This window comes from Palleronia aestuarii (assembly GCF_003253995.1).
Classification (GTDB): domain Bacteria; phylum Pseudomonadota; class Alphaproteobacteria; order Rhodobacterales; family Rhodobacteraceae; genus Palleronia; species Palleronia aestuarii.
In genome coordinates this window covers 1-21509 of the sequence record NZ_QKZL01000038.1, presented here as the reverse complement: position 1 = coordinate 21509, position 21509 = coordinate 1, and the positions used below count along the sequence as shown (strand labels likewise).

The 21509-nt window shown below is 63.7% G+C and carries 19 protein-coding genes and 2 pseudogenes; 15 read left to right on the top strand and 6 right to left on the bottom strand.

Translation table 11 applies throughout. From position 1 onward, the window contains the following. Nucleotides 1–365: pseudogene (locus tag LX81_RS20175) on the top strand (IS5 family transposase); the annotation flags it as partial. Nucleotides 366–851: 486 nt separating this feature from the next. Here the strand turns inward: LX81_RS20175 and LX81_RS20170 are convergent. Continuing rightward, nucleotides 852–1664 (bottom strand): alpha/beta fold hydrolase, encoded by an 813-nt coding sequence (locus tag LX81_RS20170; RefSeq protein WP_111539082.1) that lies wholly within the window; start codon nucleotides 1662–1664, stop codon nucleotides 852–854. 307 nt (nucleotides 1665–1971) lie between these two features. Here LX81_RS20170 and LX81_RS20165 point away from each other — a divergent pair, with 307 nt between their 5' ends. Beyond that, complete coding sequence (locus tag LX81_RS20165; RefSeq protein WP_111539081.1) at nucleotides 1972–3156, top strand: MFS transporter; 1185 nt, start codon at nucleotides 1972–1974, stop codon at nucleotides 3154–3156. A gap of 80 nt (nucleotides 3157–3236) precedes the next feature. On the opposite strand, the gene hemN is transcribed toward LX81_RS20165, so the two are convergent. Then, a complete protein-coding gene (gene hemN / locus LX81_RS20160; protein ID WP_111539080.1) occupies nucleotides 3237–4565 on the bottom strand; it encodes an oxygen-independent coproporphyrinogen III oxidase in 1329 nt (442 codons plus the stop codon). 83 nt (nucleotides 4566–4648) lie between these two features. On the opposite strand from hemN, the gene fnrL reads away from it, so the two are divergent. The 11 genes from fnrL (at nucleotide 4649) to LX81_RS20105 (ending at nucleotide 14830) form a co-directional block, all read left to right on the top strand. After that, nucleotides 4649–5401: a transcriptional regulator FnrL gene (gene fnrL / locus LX81_RS20155; RefSeq protein WP_272939507.1), complete on the top strand. Its 753-nt coding sequence runs from the start codon at nucleotides 4649–4651 to the stop codon at nucleotides 5399–5401. 88 nt (nucleotides 5402–5489) lie between these two features. Beyond that, entirely contained in the window at nucleotides 5490–7100 is a 1611-nt protein-coding gene (gene ccoN, locus LX81_RS20150) for a cytochrome-c oxidase, cbb3-type subunit I (RefSeq protein WP_111539079.1), read from the top strand. Nucleotides 7101–7104: 4 nt separating this feature from the next. Further along, nucleotides 7105–7941: a cytochrome-c oxidase, cbb3-type subunit II gene (gene ccoO, locus LX81_RS20145; RefSeq protein ID WP_111539078.1), complete on the top strand. Its 837-nt coding sequence runs from the start codon at nucleotides 7105–7107 to the stop codon at nucleotides 7939–7941. Nucleotides 7942–7950: 9 nt separating this feature from the next. After that, on the top strand, nucleotides 7951–8130 hold the full coding sequence (locus LX81_RS20140) for a cbb3-type cytochrome c oxidase subunit 3 (protein ID WP_111539077.1): 180 nt from the start codon (nucleotides 7951–7953) through the stop codon (nucleotides 8128–8130). 155 nt (nucleotides 8131–8285) lie between these two features. Further along, nucleotides 8286–9281 carry a cytochrome-c oxidase, cbb3-type subunit III gene (gene ccoP, locus LX81_RS20135; RefSeq protein ID WP_111539076.1) on the top strand — a complete coding sequence of 332 codons (996 nt, stop codon included), beginning with the start codon at nucleotides 8286–8288 and terminating at the stop codon, nucleotides 9279–9281. A gap of 109 nt (nucleotides 9282–9390) precedes the next feature. Beyond that, nucleotides 9391–11004 carry an RdxA/RdxB/FixG family protein gene (locus LX81_RS20130; RefSeq protein ID WP_111539075.1) on the top strand — a complete coding sequence of 538 codons (1614 nt, stop codon included), beginning with the start codon at nucleotides 9391–9393 and terminating at the stop codon, nucleotides 11002–11004. Continuing rightward, nucleotides 10961–11455, top strand: a complete 495-nt coding sequence (locus LX81_RS20125; protein WP_373280303.1) for a FixH family protein — start codon at nucleotides 10961–10963, stop codon at nucleotides 11453–11455. Before LX81_RS20130 ends, LX81_RS20125 begins: the two co-directional genes overlap by 44 nt. Continuing rightward, entirely contained in the window at nucleotides 11452–13560 is a 2109-nt protein-coding gene (locus LX81_RS20120; protein WP_111539073.1) for a heavy metal translocating P-type ATPase, read from the top strand. The genes LX81_RS20125 and LX81_RS20120 overlap by 4 nt, the downstream gene beginning before the upstream one ends. After that, complete coding sequence (ccoS, locus tag LX81_RS20115; protein ID WP_111539072.1) at nucleotides 13557–13742, top strand: cbb3-type cytochrome oxidase assembly protein CcoS; 186 nt, start codon at nucleotides 13557–13559, stop codon at nucleotides 13740–13742. The genes LX81_RS20120 and ccoS overlap by 4 nt, the downstream gene beginning before the upstream one ends. Further along, nucleotides 13742–13933 (top strand): hypothetical protein, encoded by a 192-nt coding sequence (locus tag LX81_RS20110; protein WP_111539071.1) that lies wholly within the window; start codon nucleotides 13742–13744, stop codon nucleotides 13931–13933. The genes ccoS and LX81_RS20110 overlap by 1 nt, the downstream gene beginning before the upstream one ends. A 93-nt stretch (nucleotides 13934–14026) precedes the next feature. Next, entirely contained in the window at nucleotides 14027–14830 is an 804-nt protein-coding gene (locus tag LX81_RS20105) for a universal stress protein (protein ID WP_170134062.1), read from the top strand. 501 nt (nucleotides 14831–15331) lie between these two features. On the opposite strand, the gene LX81_RS22385 is transcribed toward LX81_RS20105, so the two are convergent. Beyond that, on the bottom strand, nucleotides 15332–15748 hold the full coding sequence (locus tag LX81_RS22385) for a response regulator (RefSeq protein WP_170134061.1): 417 nt from the start codon (nucleotides 15746–15748) through the stop codon (nucleotides 15332–15334). Between the two features lie 172 nt (nucleotides 15749–15920). On the opposite strand from LX81_RS22385, the gene LX81_RS20095 reads away from it, so the two are divergent. Further along, complete coding sequence (locus LX81_RS20095; RefSeq protein ID WP_170134060.1) at nucleotides 15921–17801, top strand: HWE histidine kinase domain-containing protein; 1881 nt, start codon at nucleotides 15921–15923, stop codon at nucleotides 17799–17801. Nucleotides 17802–17823: 22 nt separating this feature from the next. Here LX81_RS20095 and LX81_RS20090 read toward each other — a convergent pair. The 3 genes and pseudogenes from LX81_RS20090 to LX81_RS20075 all read right to left on the bottom strand — a co-directional run bounded on the left by LX81_RS20090 (nucleotide 17824) and on the right by LX81_RS20075 (nucleotide 20845). Continuing rightward, nucleotides 17824–19061 (bottom strand): annotated as a pseudogene (locus LX81_RS20090) (IS3 family transposase). 655 nt (nucleotides 19062–19716) lie between these two features. Then, the gene (locus tag LX81_RS20080; RefSeq protein WP_111539066.1) at nucleotides 19717–20097 is read right to left on the bottom strand and encodes a DUF6481 family protein; all 381 of its coding nucleotides are present in this window, start codon (nucleotides 20095–20097) and stop codon (nucleotides 19717–19719) included. A gap of 541 nt (nucleotides 20098–20638) precedes the next feature. After that, entirely contained in the window at nucleotides 20639–20845 is a 207-nt protein-coding gene (locus LX81_RS20075) for a cold-shock protein (protein WP_111539065.1), read from the bottom strand. A gap of 410 nt (nucleotides 20846–21255) precedes the next feature. Between LX81_RS20075 and LX81_RS20070 the strand changes: the two genes are divergently transcribed. Further along, on the top strand, nucleotides 21256–21509 hold a 254-nt coding region (locus LX81_RS20070), incomplete at its 3' end, for a transposase (RefSeq protein ID WP_146259496.1).

Below are 21509 nucleotides of genomic sequence, written 5' to 3'. Positions count from 1 at the left end.
CCGTCTGCGACAGCCAGGGGCGCCTACTGGACCTGTTCGTGACCGCCGGGCAGGCAAGCGATTACATCGGTGCCCGGGCACTACTCAGTGGCCTGCCCAAGGTCGAGTGGCTGCTGGGGGACCGAGGCTACGACGACGACTGGTTCAGAGAAGCATTGGAAGACACGGGCGTAGGTGCCTGTATCCCAGGCCGGAAGCAGCGCAAGGCACCGGTCAAATATGACAAGCGTCGATACAAGCGCCGCAATCGTATCGAGATCATGTTCGAAAGGCTTGAGGACTGGAGGCGCGTTGCCACCCGATACGACAGATGTCCCAAGGTCTTCCTCTCGGCGATCGCGCTCGCCGGAATCGTCATCTACTGGCCTTGGAACTCAATGAGTCCAGATTCTAGTTGCGTCTTGGTCGGAGTGTGCTCCTTTGTGCGGATCGACGACTTGCCCGAAGATCTGCCGGGGCGGGACAAGATGGCGGAATGGGGCGAGTGGGCCTCTTCCGGGAATGCCTCGATTATTGCTCCGGGCGGGCGCGTTCTGGCGGGCCCTGCCCAGATGACGCAAGGGCTGATCGAAGCCGAGGTCGACCGTTCGGCGGTTGCAGAACGGCGCAGATTGTTCGATGTCGCAGGACATTACGCACGACCGGAGGTATTCACATTGCATGTGGACCGGACGCACAAGGAACCTGTTCAATTACACTGACCGTGCAATTCTCTTGCGCGCTGCGCCCTACCTTCAAGCGGCGGTGGCCATAGCGCCATTTCCGCAAAACCGGAGTTGGCGTCAGACGCAGCAAGTTATCGAAGCCAGTGCGAATTGCTCTTGGGCTCGCTTGCATAACCATCGGAATGGTTAGAGGCCCATTCGCTGCAACCAATTGACGGTGAGGGCCTTGAAGAGTTCGGGCTGCTCCCAGGACAGGCTGTGCCCCGCACAATCCAGCACGGCCAGCGTTGCTCTTGGGTATCTCTCGATACTGTCCAACATGTCCTGGTAGCCCGCCATTGCATCCTGACGCCCGTTCACGACCAAGCAGGGTTTGTCGAAAACACGCGTCGGATCGGCAAGGTCGAAACTGAAATTGAAGTTGTCGCGGACCTTCTCCGCCAAACGCTCATCGACGAGCCGAGAGGTCGGCACTTTCGTGCGCTCGATTTTCTCGAGGATATCCGGTCGCTGAACGACAAGCCGGGAAAGCCGCGCCGCGGCCTCGGGTGAGGCCGCCGATGAGTCTGCGTCGGACATCGCGATCAGTGTTCGATGCTCGGGGCGCCAATTAACCGTAGAGCCAGGCATTCCGTCCGCCACGATCAGCATCATTCCGAGCATATCATCGGGGCGGGTATGGGCCAATCCCATCGCATGATAGGAGCCCCGTGACTCTCCGATCGCCACGAACCTTTCCCGGTCGAACGCAGCGTCGATGAAGGCGCTGATCATGCGCAACACGTCGTCCTGACTTTCTACGCTGTCATGTGCGATGGACTTACCATGCCCCGGCAGATCCATGTAAACGCGCCGCCAGCCGGACGAATTTTCGAAGGCGGGCTCCAGTGCATCAAGCATGTGACGATGATCAAGGCCACCGCCATGCATGATCAGGATGGGAACACCTTTGCCTCTGATGGCGGCATGAATCTTCCCCATGGGCAGGTCGATTTCCATATGGGAACCTCCTCAGGGGTCAGCCTATCAGCTCGATCCCGCGATGCCAGCTACGTCCGCATGATGTGCATCTGGATGGTCCTGTCTTCGCAGTCGATGTGAATGGCCGGTCTGGTGAAACCGCGCCGCGGCATCCAACTGACGGGTCAATGGTTGCTGTAGGCCGAGTGTATCGGTGAGTCTTTTCGAGGAAGTGCGTATTCCCGCGAGTAAGACCCCGGCGTGTTTGCCCCCTCGGAGCCCACACATCATTTGAGGAACCCGTATCCGGCCCGCCTCATTTGCCACTAGCAACAGGAGGCCAGCTATGCAGACACTTACACGTATTGCCTCGGCCGGGTCTGCGGCCACGGCAATCGCGTTCGGTCCTGCGCGGATCGGTTTCGGCCTCTTCCTGCCGCAGTTCCGTGAGACGTTTTCGATCTCGACTGGCACCGCAGGTCTAATTTCGAGCCTGAGCTTCGCCACGTTCTTTCTGGCCCTTGGCTGTTCCTACAAGTTGATCGCACGCGCGGGACCACGCGTGCCTATCGTGATCGGCATGATCGCGGCGACCCTCGGTCTGGCGGCTGTCGCCGCTGCACCGAACACCGTCGTGCTGGCTATCGGCATCTGTCTGGCCAGCGCTAGCGCGGGGTTCTCGTGGACGCCGTTCAACAACGCCGCCCAGCGGGTTCTCTACGAACGCGACCGCCCCGGCGCGTTGTCGGTGATCAGTTCGGGAACGGCCATCGGAGTACTTCTAGCCGGCCTTCTGGCCTTGTCTCTCGCGTTCTTCGGCTATGGATGGCGCGCGGTCTGGGCGGTCTTCGCCGCCGGTGCGGCCGGTGCGGCCATCGCCAACCTTATGGCTCTGTCCAACACGGTGGAGCCGGCCGGCGACGCCCCGCCGCGCAAATGGCGCGAGCTTCTCACTCGCTCGGCCATCCCGCTCCATCTCGTCGCCTTCTCTTTCGGGATGACCAACGGCATCTACGTCACCTTCGCCGCCGATCGCGTCACGGAGCAGGGCGGGCTCGCCGGGCTACCGTCGCAGGCAAGCGGCGCCATCGTCTTTGCCGCCTACGGGGCGTTCGGGCTGCTGGGCCTCCTGACTGCCCGGATCAAATCCGTCATCGGCCTGGCATGGCTTCTGCGCGCGCTCAACATCGGCGCGGCGATGTCTATCGCGATCATCGCCTGGGCGCCGACCTCGTGGAGCGGCGTGATCGTGTCGGCAGGGCTGCAAGGCATTTTCGTGATGATGATCAGCGCGGTTCTGTCGCTGTGGTCGGAGCGGCTCTTCCCGGACTTGCCTTCGCTCAGTTTCACCACGGCTTTGCTAATCACCGGCGCAGGGAATATCGCCGGGCCCCCGGTCGCGGGCTTTGTGGCGTCGGCCTTCGGACCCGTCGCAATGTTCCTTGGCACCGCGACGCTCGCGTTCGGCACGGCGCTCTTCTTGAAGCCCGGCATCATTCGCGAAAAGGCATCGAATGCAGCGTCCGCTTGACGGGTACATCTCATCTCGAACATCCGAGGGTGCGGCGTACCGTTCGGTCACGCTGCTGAACACCTAGTGCTGTTCGGCGGCTAAATGGCCAAGCTGTGGACACCTCGAGAATCCGCGTAGCCGTCGATGGTCATCGCTACGAGCCGAACGAGATGGCGTGCCTCGGGAAGGAGTTCGAGTGCCCCCCCTTCGCGATGAAGGGTCGCTTGCGGCCACCGTAACGCGATCTCTGCCGTCAGGGCGCGCACCGCGTCGGGATCGTCGAACCGTGCGGGTTCGATGGAGAAATTACATAGAAGCCGCTCGATCACGTCGCCGCGCAGGCGGTCGTCCCCGGTCAGGGAGTGGCCGCGCGCTGTCGAGAGACGTCCCGATCTGACGCGCGCTGTCCAGTCCGCGGTTCGGGCCGCGTTCTGGGCGTAGCCCCGCGGCGTTCGAGAGATTGCCGACGCTCCGAGCCCGACGAGCACGTCCGAGGGGTCGATCGTGTACCCTTGAAAATTTCGACGTAATGTCCCGGTCTCGGCAGCGACCGCCATGACGTCTTCGGGTCTCGCGAAGTGATCGAAGCCTACCGGACGAAATCCCGATAGACGCAGGCGCCGGTCGGCGTGACGCGCCATCGCAAGTCGTGTGTCCGGGCCCGGCAAATCGGTCTCGCGGATCATTACCTGACGGCGCGAGGCCCAAGGCACATGGGCGTATCCGTAAAGGGCGAGCCGATCGGGCGCGAGCTCGCATACCATGTCGAGCGTTGCGTCGAGTGACCTAAGGGTCTGATTCGGCAGCCCGTAGAGGAGGTCGAGGTTGATGCCCCCGATGCCGCGCTCTCTGAGACCGCTAATGACCGCTTCCGTCTGTTCCACGCTCTGCGGACGGCCGATGGCGTTTTGGACAGACGGTTCGAAATCCTGCACGCCGAGTGAGGCGCGCGTCATGCCCGTCGCCGCGAGGGCATCAAGCCGTGCCGCATCAACCTCGGTGGGGTCGATCTCGACAGAGGTTTCCGCGCCCGGCGCTCTCGGAAGCCGCGCGTCGAGCATCGCAAAGAGGCGGCCAAGCATCTTCGGCGGCAGCAGCGTCGGTGTTCCACCGCCCAGGTGAAGATGGGTGACCTGCACATCCGACGGAAGCAGGTCCGCCACCAATGCGATCTCCGCCTCCAGTGTATCGAGATATGTCGCGAGCGGTGCGTCGGTCCGGGTGCCTTGCGTGCGACAGGCGCAGAACCAGCACAGGCGGCGACAGAACGGGATGTGGACGTAGAGCGAAATTCGGGCGCCCGGCGTGACCTCTTGCAGCCAGCCGCCCATCGTTGCGGGTCCAACCGCATCGGAGAATTGCGTCGCGGGAGGATAGCTGGTGTAACGGGGCGCGCGGGAGCGTATGGCTGTGATCTGATCGGTCATGGTATTATCAGTCGCATGGCACCGTCATCCCGCATTGACATGGATCAATTGTCGCGGACCCAAGGGAACGGGAAAGGAAGATCATGGCCGAGATCAGGCCGTTGGTCGCTTTGCGCGGGGCCATGGCGACCCAGGATTGCAACGCCTGTCCGATCCGCCACAGGGCCGTCTGTGCCAAGTGCGCGGGCGCCGAGCTCGATCGCCTCGCGGCAATGAAGAGTTATCGCAGCTGGGCGGCGGGCGAAACCATCGCGCTCGAAGGCGACGCGCTGCCTTTCGTAGGCTCGATCGTGCGGGGCTGCGCGACGTTGACCCGGTCGCTCGAAGATGGCCGCGTACAGATGGTCGGCCTCCTGATGCCCTCCGATTTCGTCGGACGGCCCGGCCGTACGACGGCGCCCTATGAGGTGACGGCGGTCACGGACGTCACGCTCTGTCTGTTCGACCGGCAGCGGTTCGAAGCGCTGTTGATCGATGCGCCCCAGGTCGCGTCGCGTCTTCTGGAGATGTCGCTCGACGAGCTCGATGCCGCGCGCGACTGGATGCTCCTGCTTGGGCGCAAGACGGCCCGCGAGCGGGTGGCCACGCTGCTTGCGCTGGTGCTCCGCCGTGCTGCCGCCGATGCGCGCCCCCTGCGTGCGGAGCTACCGCTGGGACGCGAGGCGATGGCTTCGTATCTCGGCCTCACCATCGAGACTGTCAGCCGACAGATCACCGCGCTGAAGCGCGACGATGTGATCCGCCTGGAAGGAGGCGGACGCACCGTCCTGTGCGACGACCTGGCCGCTTTGCTGATCGAAGCCGGGGACGACGGAGACGGGGAAATGCCCGGTTGAGGGAGTCACCGCCGCCCGTTTGATCCAGGTCAAAGCTGCGGCGATCTGAGTATGCGATCCGGCCCCGGAACGAAGACGGGGGCGGGACATGCTCGACTATTTCAAACTGATCGCCTTGGCGCTCGTGACGCTCGTCGCGGCCATCGCGGCGAACTGGGCGCGCGACGCGGCCTACATGGTGCACGCTCTACTCGTCATGGGCCTCGCCGCGGGACTACTGCTGTGGCAGCTGCGCACTATGCCGGTGCCGGGAGAGCCCGCGCCGACCCGGCCCGCGCCCGGCGGGTACATGGACGGGCCGATCCGCTACGGCGTGATCGCGACCTCGCTCTGGGGCGTCGTCGGGTTGCTGGCAGGCACCTTCATCGCGTTCCAGCTGGCGTTTCCCGCGCTTAATTTCGATTGGGGGCAGCCTTTTACGAATTTCGGGCGGCTGCGGCCGCTTCACACGTCGGCAGTGATCTTCGCCTTCGGCGGAAACGCGCTGATCGCGACCTCGTTCTACATTGTCCAGCGCACGTGCGGCGCCCGGCTCTGGGGCGGCAACGCGGCCTGGTTCGTCTTCTGGGGCTACAACCTGTTCATCGTGCTCGCGGCGACCGGCTATCTGCTGGGTGCGACGCAGTCGAAGGAGTACGCCGAACCCGAGTGGTACATCGACATTTGGTTGACGATCGTTTGGGTCGTCTATCTCGCCGTCTTCTTGGGCACGATCCTGAACCGGCGCGAGCGGCATATCTACGTCGCCAACTGGTTCCTGCTGAGCTTCATCGTCACGGTGGCGATGCTGCACGTCGTCAACAATCTCTCAGTCCCGGTCTCGATCTGGGGGTCGAAAAGCGTGCAGGTTTTCGCGGGTGTTCAGGACGCCATGACCCAGTGGTGGTACGGCCACAACGCGGTCGGCTTCTTTCTGACAGCCGGGTTCCTGGGCATGATGTACTACTTCGTCCCGAAGCAGGCCGGGCGACCGATCTACAGCTACAAGCTGTCGATCATTCACTTCTGGGCGCTGATTTTCCTCTACATCTGGGCCGGCCCTCACCACCTGCACTACACGGCATTGCCGGACTGGGCAGCGACGTTGGGGATGGTGTTCTCGATCATCCTGTGGATGCCCTCCTGGGGCGGCATGATCAACGGGCTCATGACGCTGCAGGGCGCGTGGGACAAGATCCGCACCGATCCGATCATCCGCATGTTCGTGGCCAGCCTCGCCTTCTACGGCATGTCGACCTTTGAGGGTCCGATGATGTCGATCCGCGCGGTCAACAGCCTCAGCCACTATACCGACTGGACCATCGGCCATGTCCATAGCGGCGCTCTCGGCTGGAACGGTCTGATCACCTTCGGAGCGCTCTACTTCCTCGTGCCACGGCTCTGGGGACGGTCGCAGATGCACTCGATGGCGGCGATCAACACCCATTTCTGGCTCGCGACGGTGGGGATCGTTCTCTACGCGGCCTCGATGTGGGTCTCGGGGATCATGGAGGGGCTCATGTGGCGCGAGGTCGATCAGAACGGCTTTCTCGTCAACAGTTTCGCCGACACCGTCGACGCCAAGTTCCCGATGTACGTCGTTCGGGCGCTCGGAGGCGTGCTCTACCTCGCCGGTGCGCTCGTCATGTCCTGGAACATCTGGATGACGATCCGCGCCCCCGAGGCCCGACCCGTCACCGTCGCCACACCCGCGGAGTGAGATCATGAGCAAAGATCCCAAGGATCCGAACTACGACCCGGCCGACGATCCCAAGGTCGTCGCCCCGAAAGAAGCCATGGCGACAGGCGACCTGCCGAACGAACTGCCGCACCATACGAAGACGATCACCTTCCACCAGCGGCTCGAGCGCAATGCGACGCTTCTACTCGCGGCTTCCTTCGCCGTGGTCACGATCGGCGGCATCGTCGAGATCGCTCCGCTCTTCTGGCTGGAAAACACGATCGAAGAGGTGGAAGGCGTGCGTCCCTATTCCCCGCTCGAGCTGGCCGGGCGCGACATCTACATCCGCGAGGGCTGCTACAATTGCCACAGCCAGATGATCCGGCCCATGCGCGACGAAACCGAACGCTACGGTCACTACAGCCTGGCCGCGGAATCGATGTACGATCACCCCTTCCAGTGGGGTTCGAAACGCACGGGACCCGACCTCGCTCGCGTGGGCGGACGCTATTCGGACGAGTGGCACGTGGATCATCTGATGGACCCGCAATCCGTGGTGCCCGAGAGCGTGATGCCGAAATACGCTTTCCTCGCCAACGCCCGGATCGAGACGGACGCCGTGGACGACCTGCTCGCCACGCACCGCTTCGTCGGCGTGCCCTACAGCGACGAGATGATTGCCGAGGCACGCGTCGACATGCGCGTTCAGGCCGATCCGATGGGCGACTCGGGTGGTCTGGTGGAGCGTTATCCCGGAGCGCAGGTCCGCAATTTTGATGGCTTGCCGGAGTTGACCGAAATGGATGCCCTAATCGCCTATCTCCAGATGCTCGGCACGCTCGTCGATTTCTCCACCTTCACACCCGACGACAGCCGCTGAGAGGGGCCGATGGACACTTATTCCTTTCTGCGCGAACTCGCCGACAGCTGGGTTCTCCTGATCCTGACCCTGATCTTCCTCGGCGTGATCGGCTGGGCGTTCCGCCCGGGCTCGCATCCGATCCACGAAGATGCCGCGGCGGTTCCATTCCGCCACGACCGTCCGGAGGAGGCACGCGCCGATGAGTGAGCATCTCGTCACGGAGCGCTCGAAAGATCCCGCACAACCGGTTCTCCGGACGATGCACGGGCCGTCCGCTCTCGCCCCTGTAGCGGCCGGCTGCGCCAACGCCTGCCCGGGCTGCACCTGTGTTCCCGTCCCCGACTTCGAAAGGAGCGACCGCAATGGCTGACACGCCAAAGATCGACGAGGCCACCGGTACGGAAACCACCGGCCACACCTGGGACGGCATCGAGGAGTTGAACACGCCCCTGCCGCGCTGGTGGCTCTGGACCTTCTACGCGACGGTCCTGTGGGGTCTGATCTATACGATCCTCTTTCCGGCATGGCCGCTCGTTTCGGGAGCGACATCGGGGCTGCTCGGCTTCTCGACCCGCGGCGAGGTCGCGGCCGAGATCGAGCGTGTCGAGCTTTCGAATGCCGAGCTGACGGAAAGCCTGACCACCATCGACCTTGCCGCGCTCCCGGCCAACGGAGCTCTGCACCGCTTTGCCGTGCAGGCGGGCCGGTCGGTCTTCGCCGCCAACTGCTCGCAATGCCACGGCGCGGGCGCGGCGGGCGTCGTCGCCTCGGGCTATCCGAATCTGCTCGACGACGATTGGCTCTGGGGCGGCACACTGGAGGAGATCGTCAATACCGTGCGCCACGGCATCCGCAATGATGACGTCGATTCGCGCTATTCAGAGATGCCGCCCTTCGACTGGATGGAGGGAGGGGAACTCGACCGGATCGTCCACCATGTCCGCAGTTTGTCGGGGCTCGACCACGATGCCAATGCCGCCGATCAGGGCGCGGCGTTGTTTCTCGACAATTGCAGCGCGTGCCACGGCGAAAACGGCCTGGGCAATCGCGACATCGGCGCGCCCAACCTCGCCGACGCGATCTGGCTGAGGGGCGGCACGCATGAGGCGATCCTGCGTCAGCTCATGGCGCCTCGGCACGGCGTGATGCCGCCATGGGGCGAGCGGTTGGGCGAGGCCGAGGTGCGCGCGGTCTCGGCCTATGTCCATGGACTAGGTGGTGGCGAGGCCCAGATAGCCGATCCCGTGCTAGAAACGGAGGCCGAAGACGCCGCCGCCGTGCCCGATGCGACCTATCCGGCCGAGGCGGGGGAGACGCCGGAGGAGACGGGCGCGGACGACGTCGCACCCGCTGAATAATCCCCTCGCAAGAAGCCGTTTCGGGACGCACTCGCTTGATCCAGATCAACGAGCGCGCCCGTCACCCCTTGCTACACCGGTCGACGTGACAACAGGATCGAGCCCCGACATGGCCAGTGATGCGCCACCCCTCTTCGCCGCCCGACAACCGATCTTCCCACGCCGGGTCTCGGGGACCTTCCGGCGTCTGAAATGGGCGATCCTCATCGTGACGCTGGCGATCTACTACGTCACGCCCTGGATCCGCTGGGACCGCGGCCCGAACCTGCCCGATCAGGCGGTGCTCGTGGACCTATTGAACCGTCGCTTTCACTTCTTCTGGATCGAGATCTGGCCGCACGAATTCTATTTCGTCGCAGGACTGCTCGTCATGGCGGGCCTCGGGTTGTTCCTGTTCACCTCGGCGCTAGGACGGGTCTGGTGCGGCTATGCCTGCCCGCAGACCGTCTGGACCGATCTGTTCCTGACCGTCGAGCGCTGGATCGAAGGCGACCGCAACGCGCGCATTCGCCTCGACGCCGCGCCGTGGGGCCCGCGCAAATGGCGTCTGCGACTTTCGAAATGGGTCGTCTGGCTGCTCATCGCCATCGCGACGGGCGGGGCGTGGGTCTTTTATTTCGCCAACGCACCGACGCTCTTGCGCGATCTCGTGACGCTCGACGCGGCACCGGTCGCCTATGCCACAATCGCGATCTTGACGGCGACGACCTTTACCCTTGGCGGTTTTCTGCGCGAGCAGGTCTGCATCTACATGTGCCCCTGGCCGCGCATTCAGGCGGCGATGATGGATCCGGGGACGCTGACCGTTGGCTATCGCGATTGGCGAGGAGAGCCGCGCGGCAAGGGAGGCGTCAAGCGCAGACAAGCCGCAGCCGAGTCCATTGGCGGAGGCGAAGCCGTGGCGCGCTACGGAGCGGCGGTCGACAAGGACCACGCGACCCAGCGATCCTCTCGCACTGGCGAGATTTTGGGCGATTGCATCGACTGCAACGCCTGCGTCGCGGTCTGCCCTATGGGCATCGACATTCGCGAGGGCCAGCAGATGGAGTGCATCACCTGCGCGCTCTGCATCGACGCCTGCGATGCGGTCATGGACAAGATCGGCCGCCCGCGTGGGCTGATTGACTATCTCGCGCTCGACGATCGCCCGCCGACGCAGCCGGGCGAGGTGGCCGATGTCGTGGTCTTCGCGGGGACGCCGGCGGGCAATGTTTCAGGCACCGGGCAGCCCGCTTGGGTTCCCAAGCCGGTATGGAGACACATCTTTCGCCCGCGCACGATTCTTTACACGGTCGCCTGGTCCGCAATCGGCGTATTTCTCGTGGTCGCGTTGTTCGTCCGACCTGAGATCGACATGACCGTGGCCCCGGTGCGCAATCCGACCTTCGTGACACTTTCGGACGGCTCGGTGCGCAACGCCTATGATGTTCGACTGCGCAACAAGCACGGTGAGGCCCGGCCTTTTCGCCTGTCGCTGAGCGCGGACGAGGGTTTGGGGATCGAGGTGCAGGGCACCGCTGACACGGTGGTCGAAGTGCCCGCCGATGCCACCCGGCGAGAGCGAGTTTACGTCGTCGCGACGCCCGAGGCCGCAGCCGCAAGCCGAGGGCGGACCGAGGTCCGACTTTGGGTCGAGGATAGTGTGTCGGGTGAACGTTCATTCGAGGACACGATTTTCAATGGCAGGGAGAGCTTCGATGAACGCAGCGGCGCAGCGGGCTGAGGCACGTCTGACGGGGCGGCACGTGGCCGCCATGTTCGTCGGAGGGTTCGCTATCATCATCGCCGTCAACGTGACTTTGGCGATCAACGCGGTGCGCACCTTTCCGGGCAAGGAAACCGCGTCAAGCTATGTCGCCTCGCAGACCTTCGATGCGGACCGCGCGGCGCAGGACGCGCTGGGTTGGACGCTCGACGTCACGCTGGGGCCGGAAGTGCTGCGGTTGGCGGTCGCCGGGCCCGACGGTGCGACGGTGCGGCCCGAGATCGTGACCGCGACCCTTGGCCGGGCCACGACCGTGGCCGATGACGTCTCGCCCGACTTCGCGTGGGACGGCACCGCCTGGGTGGCGGCGATTGCGGCGGAACACGGCAACTGGAATCTTCGGATTGAGATGCTGGCCGCGGACGGTACGCACTTCCGGCGGCGCCTCCCCCTGAGGGTCGAACGATGAGCATCGCGGCCTGTCCCGGCTGCATTGCTGTTCCCGCCGACGCCGTCGGGCCGGTCTCAACGGACCATGCCGTGGATATTGCGTTGCCGGGCATCAGCTGTGCGGGATGCATTGCGGGGGTCGAGCGCACGCTCGCCGGCGTGACGTCCGTCCGCTCCGCGCGGGTGAACCTCGCCGCGCGCCGCGTGCGCGTCTCGCTCGCTCCCGGTGAGGACGCGGGCGAGGCGCTCGCCGCGCTTCATGCGGCGGGATACGAGGCATTGGAGCTCGACGGCGAGTCGCTGCGACCCGCCTCCGACGACACGGCGCGCGGCCTGCTCGCCCGCATCGCCGTCGCGGGATTCGCGATGATGAACGTCATGGCGTTGTCGGTGGCCGTCTGGTCCGGGGCAGGGGACACGACGCGAGCGTTCTTCCACTGGATCTCCGCTGCGATCGCCCTGCCGGCACTGGCTTTCTCCGCCGTGCCGTTCTTTGCCTCCGCCGCTGCCGCGTTGCGGGCGGGACGGCTCAACATGGATGTGCCCATCGCGCTGGCAATCGCTCTGGCCGCGTCGATGTCCCTCTACGAGACAGCTTTCGCGAGCGGGGCCGACACCTGGTTCGACGCGGCCCTGTCGCTCACTTTTTTCCTGCTGGTCGGACGCTTCCTCGAAGGTCGCGCCCGAGCCGCCGCACGCTCCGCCGCGACCGAGTTGACAGCCCTGGAGTTGCCGCGCGCCACGCGGTTGACCGGGGCCGGGCGAGAGGTCGTGGATGTCGCGGCCATCTGCCCCGGCGACCGGATCGCGCTTGCCCCGGGTGCCCGCGCCCCGGTGGACGGTGTGGCCGAGGGCGCAGCGACGCTCGACCGTTCGGCGTTGACGGGCGAGGCCGATCCCGTCGGCGTGATGCCGGGCGAGACGATCTGCGCCGGCGAAATGGTTCTGAGCGTCCCGCTGGTGCTGTGCGCGTCGTCTCGCGCGCAGGACAGTACACTGCGACGCCTTGCGGCCATGGTCGAAGTGGCAGAGACCGGACGGCACCGCTATTCCGGCATTGCCGACCGCGCCGCGCGGCTCTACGCGCCGGTTGTCCATGGCCTTGCGGCTCTCGCCTTCGCTGGTTGGTGGACAGCGACGGGCGACCTGCACCATTCCGTCGCCGTCGCGACGGCGACGCTGATCATCACCTGCCCCTGTGCCCTGGCCCTTGCCGTGCCAGCCGTCACGGCGGCGATGACGGCCCGTCTGTTCCGGAACGGGATTCTCCTCAAGTCGCCGACCGGGCTCGAGCGGCTGGCCGAGATCGACACGGTCCTGCTCGACAAGACCGGCACGCTGACCGAGGGCTTGCCAGAACTGCCAGACCTCGATGCCGAAACGGCGGCGGTGGCCCTCGCACTCGCGCGCGTATCGGATCATCCCGTGTCGCGCAGCATCGCCGCAGCGCTGCGCGATCACGACGCCGCTCCGCTCACGGGGATCGAGGAGGTGCCGGGGGACGGGATCCGCGCGTCGTGGAACGGGGCGCCAGTGCGCCTCGGCCGTGGTGCCGATGGCACGGTTCTCGATCTGCCGGGCCGCCGGATCGCGCTGCCGATGACCGAGCGGTTGCGCCCCGGCGCGGCGGAGATGGTTTTCGATTTGCGACGGATGGGACTCGCGGTTGAGATGGTGACCGGCGACACGGAGGCACGCGCACACACCCTCGCGCATCGTATCGGGATCAACGACGTTCATGGGGGCCTGCGTCCAGAGGACAAGGTGGAGCTTGTCCGGTCCAGTGTCGCAAGGGGGCGCCGTGTCCTGATGCTGGGCGACGGGCTGAACGATGCGGCCGCGCTGGCCGGCGCTCATGCGTCCCTCGCGCCGGGAACGGCCCTCGACGCCGCGCGTGTTGCGGCAGACGGCATCGTGCTGGGGGGCGATCTGAGGGCGGTGTCTCAGACGCTGCGCCTTGCGCATAGGGCACGGCGGCGAATTCGACAGAACCTCGGGCTCGCCGTGCTCTACAACGCTCTGGCGATCCCCGTCGCGATGGCCGGGCTCGCCACGCCCTTGATGGCCGCGATCGTCATGTCGTCATCGTCGATCCTCGTCGTTCTGAACGCGGTGCGGCGATGAACGTGCTCGTCGTCCTCATTCCCGTGTCGGTCTGTCTTGGCGTCGCCGGTCTCTTGGCCTGCCTTTGGACGCTGCGCCACGGACAGTACGATGATCTCGAGGGTGATGCCGCGCGCATACTTCTCGAAGATCTGGATGGGGATCGAGCCGATTCTGCAACCGCACAACCGGAGAAGACCTGATGGCTCTAAGTTGCCTTACCCGTTCTCGCCTGGCCTGGACCGGCATTGCGCTCGTTCTCGCAGGCTTCGGCATCAGGGCTATCTCGGTTCCGCTGAACCTGCCCATTTGGGTCGTGCCCACCGGCTATTTCACCGCCCTCGCCGGGGCCGCCGTGCTGTTCGTTGGAGGGGTCCGCTGGCGCACGAGGTGATCGCCACCCGGTCTCCGCACACCCGAGTTGACATGGATCAAGGCGATCCGACCTGCCTTTCGCGAATATGATGCGAGAATGAAGGAGGGTCCGATGTCCATGAAAACCGTTTCCACCATCGTGATCGGCGACCAACCGGATGCAATGGAAGCCGCGATTGCCTGCGCATCGACTTGGTCCGCGCATCTCGACGTCGTCTGCCTGAGCGGATCTCAATTCGAAGTGCCGATGATCTTCAGCCCGGACGTCGCGCTGGGATACGAGGCGATACTAAACACCGCACGGTCCGATCTGGAGGAGATCGAGGAACGGGTGCTCGAGAGACTAAGGGGCGAGACGGTGACCTCGCGCGTGGATGCGAGTGTCCGCTCGGATGGCAATTTGCGCGCATCGCTCACAGAGGCCTGCCGCTATTCCGACCTCGTTGTCCTCCCGTCCCCGGATGACAGCGCCGTCATGAAGAGCGTTCTGGAGCAAATCCTCTATTCGAGCCGCGTGCCGCTTCTGGTGGTACCGGACGATGCGGCGATCTCGTTCGACACGATCCTGTTGGCCTGGGACGAAAGCGAGGTCGCACTGGCGGCGATACGCGCTGCCCTTCCACTTTTGCGCGACGCAGGGACGGTCGAGATCGTAATGGTCGAGTCAAAGGGGGCAACGGAGGGACGCGACGTCGCGGTGATGCTCGAGCGTCAGGGCGTGAAAGCTCCGCTGAACGTCCTGCCCCTGTCGGGGCGGTCCGTTTCCGACGTGTTGCAGGGTCGGGCGCAGGAAATCGGTGCAGATTTGATTGTCATGGGGGCCTACGGCCATCGTCGCCTGCGAGAGGTCCTGCTCGGAGGTGTCACACGATCGATGATGGAGCGACCAGACCGACCTCTCCTGCTGGCGAGGTGATCGGACAAGTAAGGCTGAGGCGACACGATCCGAAGGAAGTTGCCACTGATAATCAGGCGATCTAGGTAAAGATGGTTTAATTAGCGGCGGCGACGTCACGAAGACAAAGCGCATTCCCCATTCCAGCGAATATCTGTTTGTCGCACCATTGAATTGCCGGTTTCGTACTCGCAGCGAACGACTGCTTCTCCGCCACCCTTCCTTCCTATGGCTCGAAAAATCGCGGCGAGAATTTAGCGAATGCAGCGAAGGGCCGGTTTGGCGGGCCGCGCTGCAGTATCAGGAGTTCCGGTGAACGGCAACTCCGGGCCGGGTACGACGGGCATCCCTGCCGAATAAGCGCTCGAACCGTTGCGCCGCGGCAGGTCGGCTCAGAGCCTCTTTTCCCATGCCGCGACAGGTTCAACGGCAAGTTTTGGGAACGACGGTCACCAGAACTGGCTCTTCTGAGCGTAGAGCTACGGTCAAAGTCGCATCCCGCAAACGCTGGCAGTCGCGCTCTCACCCTCCGAGTGCAGAATGCGGGGCTACGACGCCTCCGGTACGCCCGTCGCGGCTCGCTTCCTTGCGACGGTCAAGATCGCCCTTCAAGGCCGGTTTTGGCACGACGGAAACTCCAAGTTCATCGTAAAGGAACTTCACCGCTTGGGAACTCGCCGTATGCAGGATCACGGGAATACCCGCTGCCACAAGCTTGAGGGCAAGCTCACCGCTCGTACCAACGACGGGTCTGTAATTCAGAACGACCCCGTCACAGGGTGGATCGGTAAAGGCTTCATTGAAGAAGCGCTTGGCATCCTCGAGCGACCGCACAGGGCCCAGAATGCATACGCCAGCTGATTCCAGGGTTACGACGATGTCCATCGCAATCAGCGGTTCGCCTTCCACCACGAGAACGGCCAAGTCTCGAATTGACATTCATCGTCCCTTCGTTGCGCGCTGGCCCCCGGGTGTGGAGATGCACTACTCTTTTTCTCGTCATCTTCAGTGTTTACGAAGCTGGCAGGTCCCGAAGGGTACACCGTGTCGGGAGGATTTAACTGACGGTTGCCATCATCGCGGCCGAAGCTGCCGGGGGAGACCGCGAAACATGACGAGCAGCGCCGGCCCTGCGCAGATCGCGGCCCTGAACCAACTCATCCTGCGATCCATCGTGGATCACGCGGTGGTCACGATCAGCGCCGAAGGCCTCGTTACCAGCTGGAACGAGGGGGCCGAACGCATCCTGGGATGGTCGGAGGACGAGATCGTCGGCCAACCGGCGGACGTCTTCTTCACCGCGGACGATACGGAGCACGGCCGCGCACAGGAAGAGATGCGCCTCGCCATCGAGCATGGCCGTGCGGAAGATGTCCGCTGGCATCTCAGGAAGAACGGCGAACGCTTCTGGGGCAGCGGTCTCATGATGCCGTTGCTGAACGAGACGAACGTTGATGGCTCGGCGATCCGGGATCCCGACAAGATCGACGGCTTTGTGAAGATCTTCCGGGATCAAACCGCCGAACGCGAGGCGGAGTTGCGCATTGCCCGCCTTCAGGATCGCGCGCGGCTCGCCATGCGCCGGTCGGGGATCGTGGGCGTCTTCGACAACGATCTGAAGACCGGTGTCATTGTCGCGGACACGACCTGCGCCCGCCTGCATGGCGTCGATGCCGAAACCGCGGAAGGCGGTGCCTCGGTGGACCGGTTCTTTGCGGGGATCGTGGCGAAGGATCGTGCCGCCGCCCGGGGCGCCCTCGAGGCCGCCGCGGAGCGGGGAGAGGATGTGGACGTCATCTACCGGGTCAAAAGTTCCGGTGCGAAGCCCGTCTGGGTTCAATCCCAAGGCTCCGTTCAGACCGATGAGGACGGCCGTCCCGAACACCTCGTCGGCATCGTCATCGACATCACCGAAGACCGTGAGCAAATCAGGATGCAGGAGGCCCGCCTCGAATTCGCCGATAAGGTGCGGGACATCGCTAGCCAAGTCGAGATCGCGAAGCTCGCGTCCCGGGTGATCGGCGAGACGATCCACGCCAGCAGGGTCGGGTACGGCTATGTCAAGGACGACGGCAACACCATCGTGGTCGAAGCGGACTGGAACGCCGGTGACGGGCAGAGCATCGTCGGACGCCACAGGTTCAGCGACTTCGGCAGTTTTGCACCCGCGCTGCAGAGGGGCGAAACCGTCATTATTGAGGATTCCGAGACCGATACTCGGATCGACAGCGCCGAGCGTCTCCGCAATATCGGTGTAAGGGCAGTAGTTAATTTGCCGCTCATGGAGCGAGACAAGCTCAAGGCCATTCTCTTCGTCAACAGTGCCGAGCCCCGGAAATGGTCGGAGGCCGAGATCACGTTCCTTGGCGCTATGGTCGACAGGACCTATGCCGCGATAGATCGGCTGAGGGTCGCTGAAGAGCGCGACATACTCGCCGAGGAACTCGCGCACAGGATGAAGAATATCCTAGCCTTGGCGCAGGTCGTCGTGAGGCAGAGCCTGCGCGGCGTGGAGGGACTGGACGCAGAACGAAGCGCCATTGATACGAGGTTGCAGGCATTATCCGCGGCCCAGGATGTCCTGACAGGTGGCCGGGAGAAGGAAGCCGACATCCGATCCGTGGTGGCCTCGGCGCTCGCGCCGCATCTTCCCGACGGGGACCGCGCCGAGATATCCGGCCCGTTCCTCCAGCTTCAATCCCAGCAGGTACTGGGCCTGACCCTTGCACTCCACGAACTCGCAACGAACGCGGCGAAATACGGGGCCTTGTCGAACGAGGTCGGCCGGGTCCGCATAGACTGGAGCCGTGACGGCGATGCGTTCAGGTTCCTCTGGACCGAGCATGGCGGTCCGTCTGTAACGGCGTCTTCCTCGAAGGGATTTGGCTCCAAGATCCTGCAAAGCGCCGCCGGTGGATACTTCGACGGGCGATCGACGCTCCATTTTCAGCCCGACGGCGTAAGGTTTGAAATCGAAGGCACCATAGGCTAGTGGCTGACCTGCCACGGGACTTTCATCCAATCGCGACCGGAGCCCGGTTGTTGTTTGCGCCGTTCGGCGCAGGGTTAGCAATCGCCCGACGCGCGGAGCTTTCATCTCGTGCAGCGGGGCGGGCGATTGCGGTTGTCAGGGCTTGCGCGTAGTCAGCCGGGGTCTGGTAGTCCAAAGCCGAATGCGGGCGCTCGGTGTTGTAGTCGGCAGCCCAGGCCGCAATGACGGCACGGGCGTGAGCCAGGTTCCGGAACATGGTCTCATTGAGCAGTTCATCCCGCATCCGACCGTTGAAGCTCTCTACGAAACCGTTCTGCATGGGCTTTCCCGGCGCGATGTAGTGCCATTCGATCCGGTGCTCGGAGCACCATCGCAGGACCGCGTTACTGGTCAGTTCCGTGCCGTTGTCGGTGACGATCATGCCGGGTTTGCCGCGGCGCTCGATCAAGGCCGACAGTTCACGGGCGACACGACGCCCTGATATCGAGGTGTCAGGGATCGCCGCGAGACATTCACGGGTGACATCGTCGACCACGTTGAGCACCCGGAAGCGCTGGTCGTTGGCGAGCTGGTCATGAACGAAATCCAGCGACCAGCGCGCATTGGGCCTTGCCTCGACCAGGATCGGGGCTCGCGTCCCGACAGCCTTGCGCCGGGCCTTCCGCTTGCGCACCGTCAGCCCCTCCTCGCGGTAGAGCCGATAGATCCGGTTGATGCCGGAAGGCTCGCCCTCGCGGCGCAGCAGCACGAAGAGCCGCCGGTAGCCGAACCGCCGGCGTTCGTTGGCCAGCTCCCGCAGCCGCCCGCGCAGCACCGTGTCCGGCGCACGCTGCGCCTGGTAACGGACCATCTTGCGATCCGCTCCGACGATCCGACAGGCCCGCCGCTCCGACAGACCGCAGGCGGTCCGAAGGTATGCGACCGCTCCGCGCTTCACGGCGGGCCCTACCATTTTTTGCGACCAGATCCTTCATCGCAGCCAGATCCAGCATCTGCTCGGCCAGCGTCCTGCGGACCTACAGCTTCGCGTTCTCATCCTCGAGTGTCTTCAGCCGCTTGGCCTCCGACACCGTCATACCGCCGAACTTGGCCTTCCAGTTGTAGAAGGTGCCTTCCGACATGCCGTTCTACGCTACAAACGATCCCCCGGATCGTTTGCTCGACGCTTGAACTGCGGCACAGATCGGCGCACTTCGCGCCTGCCTCGTGCTCGCCAAGGATGCCGATGATCTGCTCGTCCGTGAAGCTCGTTCGCTTCATTGTCCGTCCTCAAGTTGGGGCGGACTCTAATCGACGGTGGAGGAAAAATCCCGTGGCAGGTCACGGTGCCTGTACCGGGGATAGCGTCTGGCTTGCGCGTCGCCTGGCCTGCTGATCTCGTCGTCCGATTTCCCCAAATGGGCGGTCCGATCAGCGAGCATCTTCGCTATGGTCCGTTCCGTCCCACGGAGTGTGAGTTCGTTCATCTTCACTCTTGCGGTCGCAGGGAAAAACCACCTTGGTGAAGCCGCACTGCAGCGGCAAGCCCTATCGCGGAGGTCCGGTATGGGCTGCGTGCTTTGTTGTTAAATTTTAAGATTAGGGAGCAGAGCAGTCGATCAATTACGACTTAGACGAGGGCTTACGCGGCCTCTTCTTTGAGGCCGTTTCTGTTTTTTCCTTTTCGGCCAAATCCCTCTCAAGACGCGCCATTCGTAGCCTCTGCGTCTTGTCCTGGCGCGCGGTTGTATCAGCGTCGATCATACCCTTCGCGATCCGGGTGACGCTATCTGCCTTGGTCTCGGATGCAGTGGGGCGGAAGACCGTGTTCTTGTTCGACAAGCTGTATTCCATCTCTGAGCGGGGCGGAACGGCACGACAATTGCGTCCCGTTCATCCCGCGTTTCCATTACAAGCCAAATGCAGGAGGAGGATGCTAGACCTGCCTCGCCTTGCGGTTGGCGTAGCGCCGGTCACGTTCGGCCTTGCGGACCGCCTCATCCCGAACGACGCGTGAGATCATGTCGTCTTCGATCCTCTGACGCGCCTTGGCTTCAGCTCCGACCGCAGCATCGGCGGCAGCTTGCCGTCGGGCCGTTTCCGCGTCGACACGCTTCTGCTCTTCGAGCTTGGCCTTTTCACGTTCGGCACGCCGTTCGTCTCTTGCCCTAGCTACCGCCAGACGCTCCGCCTGCCGCGCGAGACGGGTCGGTTCCGCCGCTTCCTTCGCAGATCGATGCGCTTGGAGGAGAGCCGCCTTCGATTCCGAAGCGGCTTTGCGGCGATCGGCAAGATCGTTATCTCTCTTGTTCTTCAAACTGTGTTCCACTGAAAGTGTGACGGGTATTTGGGGCCAGCTCTTCGTAGCCGTTCAAATGAAAGAGGTCGGCAGATAGGCGGCTAAGATCCCATTGCCGAACCGATTTTCTTTGGCCGCGACGCCTTCTTCGTGAAAGCCGCCGCGATCATGGCGTTCTCTACCGGGAACGCGATGTCGGGCAGGGACTTGCGGGCGAGCCGCCGCAAAGGCTCGCGTGGCCTGCCGTGTGACCGTAACGCAATACTTCCTCTGGAGCTTCGTATAGGCCCACGTCGATGCAGCCTGCTGGCGTCGGATCGGTGCGTAGAGAAAGTCCCAGCACCGCGTCGGATGCCAATACGCTCAGCAAGCAGTGTCATTCAATCGGGGCCGGTGCGCAGCAGTAAAGGAACTCTCGAACAAGAGAAAACGGGCTGACGCCGACTCCAAAACCTGGATCGTTACGAGAGACGCGCTCGCGGAAAGATCCTCGACTGTAAGCTGACAGCGACGAAGAAGGGCGCCCGAGGACGCCCTGCTCGAAGTTCGGATAGGCCGTTCAGGCGAGCTGAAGGTTGGCTGCGGATTCGCGACCGTCGCGGCCGGACTCGACGTCGTAGGTCACCTTCTGATCGTCGCTCACAGTCGTCAGACCGGCGCGCTCGACAGCGGAAATGTGGAGAAAGACGTCCTTGCCGCCCGTATCGGGTGCGATGAAGCCGAAGCCTTTGGTGGGGTTGAACCATTTCACGGTGCCATTGGCCATCGTGAGATCTCCTGTAATTCTAAACCTGTTCGCGGAAGTGCAACAGCGTGGCGCAGTCGGCCAAGATCGAGTTCGCTGATGTCCGAGTAGGGAAAGCAGGGGATCGACAGAGGAAACGTAGCTCCGGCTGTATGACAGGTCACAGCCGACTTGTCTACGATAACCCGTTCGAGGATTACGCATTCCTCCTCGGTCCGAAAATACCGAGGAAAAAGAAAGAAAATCGATCTCCAAAATCGACGGGCTGCACTCCAACTAGAAGTCGCTCTCCATCGGAGCTCGGCGTGGTTCCGCACCGCTGACTTCCCCCTCGGGTTTGGAAGGCTGCTTCCCGTCCTGGGCTCAGGACCCATCGATCAGGACGGCGCTGCGTGATTCAGCCTTCGCCAGAAGGAGGCTGACGATGAGTGATGTTGCTTTGGCCGACCGCCGCGCAGATGGCGCGGCTGCGCCCCTGTTTCCCGAAGTCGCATGGCAGGCCGCGGGTGGACGACAAGCGCGTGCTCAGTGGTGTTGTATTCATCGATCGCAACGGTTTGCGCTGGCGGGACGCGCCGCGTGAATACGGCCCGCACAAGACGCTCTACAATCGCTGGATCGGGTGGAGCCGCATGGGCGCGTTCGCGCGGATCATGGAGGGGCTCGCCGCCGAGCAAGCCGATTG

Coding starts and splice junctions, on each gene's coding strand:
- LX81_RS20140 (WP_111539077.1), top strand. CDS start 7,951: ATGGACACTTATTCCTTTCTGCGCGAACTCGCCGACAGCTGGGTTCTC.
- fnrL (WP_272939507.1), top strand. CDS start 4,649: ATGGCCGAGATCAGGCCGTTGGTCGCTTTGCGCGGGGCCATGGCGACC.
- LX81_RS20095 (WP_170134060.1), top strand. CDS start 15,921: ATGACGAGCAGCGCCGGCCCTGCGCAGATCGCGGCCCTGAACCAACTC.
- LX81_RS20075 (WP_111539065.1), bottom strand. CDS start 20,845: ATGGCCAATGGCACCGTGAAATGGTTCAACCCCACCAAAGGCTTCGGC.
- LX81_RS20105 (WP_170134062.1), top strand. CDS start 14,027: ATGTCCATGAAAACCGTTTCCACCATCGTGATCGGCGACCAACCGGAT.
- LX81_RS20110 (WP_111539071.1), top strand. CDS start 13,742: ATGGCTCTAAGTTGCCTTACCCGTTCTCGCCTGGCCTGGACCGGCATT.
- hemN (WP_111539080.1), bottom strand. CDS start 4,565: ATGACCGATCAGATCACAGCCATACGCTCCCGCGCGCCCCGTTACACC.
- ccoP (WP_111539076.1), top strand. CDS start 8,286: ATGGCTGACACGCCAAAGATCGACGAGGCCACCGGTACGGAAACCACC.
- LX81_RS22385 (WP_170134061.1), bottom strand. CDS start 15,748: ATGTCAATTCGAGACTTGGCCGTTCTCGTGGTGGAAGGCGAACCGCTG.
- LX81_RS20170 (WP_111539082.1), bottom strand. CDS start 1,664: ATGGAAATCGACCTGCCCATGGGGAAGATTCATGCCGCCATCAGAGGC.
- LX81_RS20120 (WP_111539073.1), top strand. CDS start 11,452: ATGAGCATCGCGGCCTGTCCCGGCTGCATTGCTGTTCCCGCCGACGCC.
- ccoS (WP_111539072.1), top strand. CDS start 13,557: ATGAACGTGCTCGTCGTCCTCATTCCCGTGTCGGTCTGTCTTGGCGTC.
- LX81_RS20165 (WP_111539081.1), top strand. CDS start 1,972: ATGCAGACACTTACACGTATTGCCTCGGCCGGGTCTGCGGCCACGGCA.
- ccoO (WP_111539078.1), top strand. CDS start 7,105: ATGAGCAAAGATCCCAAGGATCCGAACTACGACCCGGCCGACGATCCC.
- LX81_RS20130 (WP_111539075.1), top strand. CDS start 9,391: ATGGCCAGTGATGCGCCACCCCTCTTCGCCGCCCGACAACCGATCTTC.
- ccoN (WP_111539079.1), top strand. CDS start 5,490: ATGCTCGACTATTTCAAACTGATCGCCTTGGCGCTCGTGACGCTCGTC.
- LX81_RS20125 (WP_373280303.1), top strand. CDS start 10,961: ATGGCAGGGAGAGCTTCGATGAACGCAGCGGCGCAGCGGGCTGAGGCA.